The organism is Arthrobacter sp. Y3223164, assembly GCF_059091005.1.
In genome coordinates this window covers 1-3,487 of the sequence record NZ_JBNHGF010000292.1, presented here as the reverse complement: position 1 = coordinate 3,487, position 3,487 = coordinate 1, and the positions used below count along the sequence as shown (strand labels likewise).

Annotated in this window: 2 protein-coding genes and 1 pseudogene; 2 read left to right on the top strand and 1 reads right to left on the bottom strand. The window is 68.7% G+C overall.

Features of this window, described 5'->3' with window-relative positions; translation table 11 throughout:
* Positions 1 to 525 precede the first annotated feature (525 nt).
* A complete protein-coding gene (locus AC5RUJ_RS12770) occupies positions 526 to 1,068 on the top strand; it encodes an AMIN-like domain-containing (lipo)protein (protein WP_494128454.1) in 543 nt (180 codons plus the stop codon).
* A 132-nt stretch (positions 1,069 to 1,200) separates the two neighbouring features.
* On the opposite strand, the gene AC5RUJ_RS12765 is transcribed toward AC5RUJ_RS12770, so the two are convergent.
* The gene (locus AC5RUJ_RS12765) at positions 1,201 to 3,108 is read right to left on the bottom strand and encodes a penicillin-binding transpeptidase domain-containing protein (protein ID WP_494128453.1); all 1,908 of its coding nucleotides are present in this window, start codon (positions 3,106 to 3,108) and stop codon (positions 1,201 to 1,203) included.
* A gap of 145 nt (positions 3,109 to 3,253) precedes the next feature.
* Between AC5RUJ_RS12765 and AC5RUJ_RS12760 the strand changes: the two are divergent.
* A pseudogene (locus tag AC5RUJ_RS12760) lies at positions 3,254 to 3,487 on the top strand (diacylglycerol/lipid kinase family protein); the annotation flags it as partial.

Genomic DNA, 3,487 nt, shown 5'->3' with positions numbered 1-3,487 from the left:
GGTGCGCCAGTTCGCGGCCGCGTTCGAGTCCGGCAAGGCGCCGGGGCGGGTGGACGCGGTCGAAGCGACGTACGGCCCGCCCACCGGCGGGTTCAGGACCTTCGAAGTGGGCTGAAGGGGTCTGCACAGGGGCTGCAGGGGCGCCGGGGACGCCTGCGGGCGGCGCCTATGGTGTGACGTTTAAATCGAGCCGGCCCCGCGGTATGTTCACGCGGGACCGGCTCTTTGGGGGATCGCCGGCCCGGCAAAAACGTGGGGGTCCGAACCGGCTAATGCTGGAATTATGCCACTGGCCGCGCTTTCAAATTGCAGCACTGTGATTTATGTTACGAAACGTCGTAACACTTCTCCCCCGCCGTGTTTGGTTACGGGCGGAGTGCGTTTCCGATTACCGAAGGATCAAGAAAAGCGTGCCCGGGCCGCGTGCCGTAACGGTTGCGGCGTTATCGCGGACGTGCCGGGTCCCGTCGCGGAAAACGCCCCTATCCTGAGTGCATCTGTCACCCCCATGAAAGGCGGTGTGCCATGCGCAAGCTCCCCACATGGCTGTCCGTAATCCTGTTGGTTCTCGGCTTGGGATTGGTGGCGCCCGGCCCCGCCACCGCGGCGCCCTACTGCGGCATCACCTGGGGCTCGACGCCGGGGTCCGCGCCGGGGACCACGACCGCACCCATTACCAACGTGCGCACCGGCCGGCACGCCTGTTTCGACCGCATGGTTGTGGACCTGCGCGGCGACGTGGCCGGCTACTCGGTGAGGTACGGGACGGTGCGGGCCCAAGGATCCGGCCATGTAATCCCCTTGCGCGGCGGCGCCGATCTGGCCGTGGTCGTGAAGGCTCCGGCGTATGACTCCAACGGGCGCGGCACCTACCGGCCTGCCAACCCGAAGGAGCTGGTGAACGTCACCGGCTACACCACCTTCCGCCAGCTCTCCTGGGGCGGCAGTTTCGAGGGGTACACCACCATCGGCCTCGGCGTGCGCGCCCGCCTGCCGTTCCGGGTCTTCACCCTGGACGGCCCGGGCAGCATGTCCCGCCTGGTGATTGACGTGGCCCACCGCTGGTAAGCCTGGAACTCTGCAGGCAGGGCCGGGCGGCTGGCGGGCGAAGGCCGGGCCTTGGCTGGCCGCTGGCGACGTCGGTGCCCGCCTTCGGTGCCTTCAGGCACCTTGGCGGGCGCCGGCGTCGTCGTTGAAGGCCTAGCCGGCGGCGGCTTCCAGAAAAGCCTCGGCCAGCGGGCCGGCGGTTTCGGAGCCCAGCTCGCCGTCCTCCACGAACACCGCGATGGCAAGGTCCCCGTGGCCGGCGATCACCCAGGAGTGGGTTTGCGGCGGGTCCTGCGAGCCGTACTCTGCGGTGCCGGTCTTGCCGATGGCGGGCTTCCCGGGCAGGTCGGCCAGGTTGGCCAGATAGCCGTCCACGACGGCCGAGCGCATCATGCTGCGCAACTGCTTGGCTTCCCCGGCGGTCAGTTCAGGCACGTCCGGGAGCTCGGCCTTGGGGTCGTGACCGTCCACCAGCGTCGGCACGACCGAACCGCCTTCCACCACGGCCGCCATCATCGTGGCCAGCGCCAGCGGCGACGCCTGCACCCGTGACTGGCCGATCAGCGAGGCCGCGTGCGCGGTCCCCTTGGTGTCCTCCCGCGGCACGTCGCCCATGAAGGCCTCGATGCCGGGGCTCGCGGTCATGCCGATGCCCAGGGCGCCGGCGGCATCAGCCAGCTGGTCCTGGGAGAGTTCCCGGTGCTCGGCGATGAACGCGGTGTTGCAGGAGTGCGCGATGGCCTCGGTCAAGGTGATCCGGCCGGTGAACTCGGCGGGGTAGCTGTCCGCGTTCTCGAAGCTTCGGCCGTCCACGACCAGTTCCGGGTCGCAGGTGACGGCCGACTCGGGGGTCGCGCCGTTGCGCAGCATGCCCAACGCGGTGGCGATCTTGAAGGCGGAACCGGGGGCGTACCGGCCCAGGAACGCGGTGTTGTAGCCTTCGCTGTCCGGACCGTTCGCGGCCGCCAGGACGGCACCGGTCGAGGGCCGCAGCGCGACGATCGAACTCGGCGAGTCGATGTCGGCCAGGATGTCCTCGGCCGCCGACTGCAACTTCGGCACGAGCGTGGTTTTCACGTTTTCGCCGTCCACCGGGTCTTGGCGGAACAGCTGGCGGGACGGCGCTTCGCCGCCCTCTTCGGCGGGCTGCCCGACGGCGGAGACGGTGACTCCCGGCGTGCCGGAGAGCTCGGCGTTGAAGGCTTCCTGCAAGCCGGACGAGCCTACGGTCTCGCCCGCGACCACCGTGCCCTTGGACTTCTCGATGTCCTCGGCCGTGGCCTCCCTGACCGATCCCAACACCGGCGCGGCGAACGTGCGGTTGGGCGCCAACGGAATCTGGTCACCTACCGCCAGGAAGCCCTCGATGCCCTTCAGCTTCTTTTGGTCCAGCTTGTCAAAGGCGTCCTCGCGCAGCGTGATGGCGTCCACGAAAGCCTTGGGCCCGTAAGCTTCAACCTTTTCCAGGTAAGCGGCGGCGTCGATGTCCACCAGCTTGGCCAGCGCGCGCGCCGAGTCCTCGGCGGTCGCTGTGTCCAGGCCTGTCTTGTCGATGCCGACGACCCTGACCGGGCGGTTCTTGACGATCGCCTCGCCCTCGGCGTCGAGGATCTGGCCACGCCGCGGCTCCTCGGTGGAGAGCACCAGCCGTTCCCCCTCGGCAAGCGAGGGCTCCAGGATTTCGGGCTTCCACCGGACGTGCCAGGTGTCCTCGGCGTAGTGCAGGTCGGCCCTGGTGGTGTAGCTCCAGCCCTGCTCCGCATCGGCCACCGGCCAGTCATAGGAAAGGGTGGCCCGGAAGAGGTTGGATTCGACCTCTTCGACGCCTTCCACGGTGACTTCGGGCTCCAAGGGGTCCATCCCCTCGGTCAACGCGGCCAGTTGTTCCTGCACCTGGGCGCCGGTGGCATCGGCGAAGGCCACGTTCGACACGTCGTTGGCAGCCAACGCTTCCGCCAGTGCCCGGGCGGCCGGTTCCGGCGATTCCCGCTCCGGAGCGCAGGCAGAGACCGCTACCGTCAGCAGCAGGGCGGTGATTGATGCAAGTGCGCGCCGAAGCAATTCTTCTCCCGGATCCGAGGGTGTCCTGTTAGAACCTATAAGCGGCCAGCAGCGATGTCGAGCCGGGCGGCACCGGCGGGATGGTGCTTGAATGGGTTCGTCGGGACGTCGGCCTTCAGCCGGCAAACAGGACAGTAAGGACACCATGACCGAATCCGCTCCCCCAGCTTCCCGCCGTGCCGCGGTGGTCTGGAACCCGTCCAAGAAGTTCAACTTCGACCTGGTGGCGCTGGTCGAGGGCCTGTGCGCCGAGACCGGCTGGCAGCCGCCGCTCTGGCTCGAGACCACGCTCGAAGATCCGGGCGCCGGCCAGGCGCACCAGGCGCTGGAAGCGGGCGTCGATCTGGTCATCGCCGCCGGCGGTGACGGAACGGTGCGG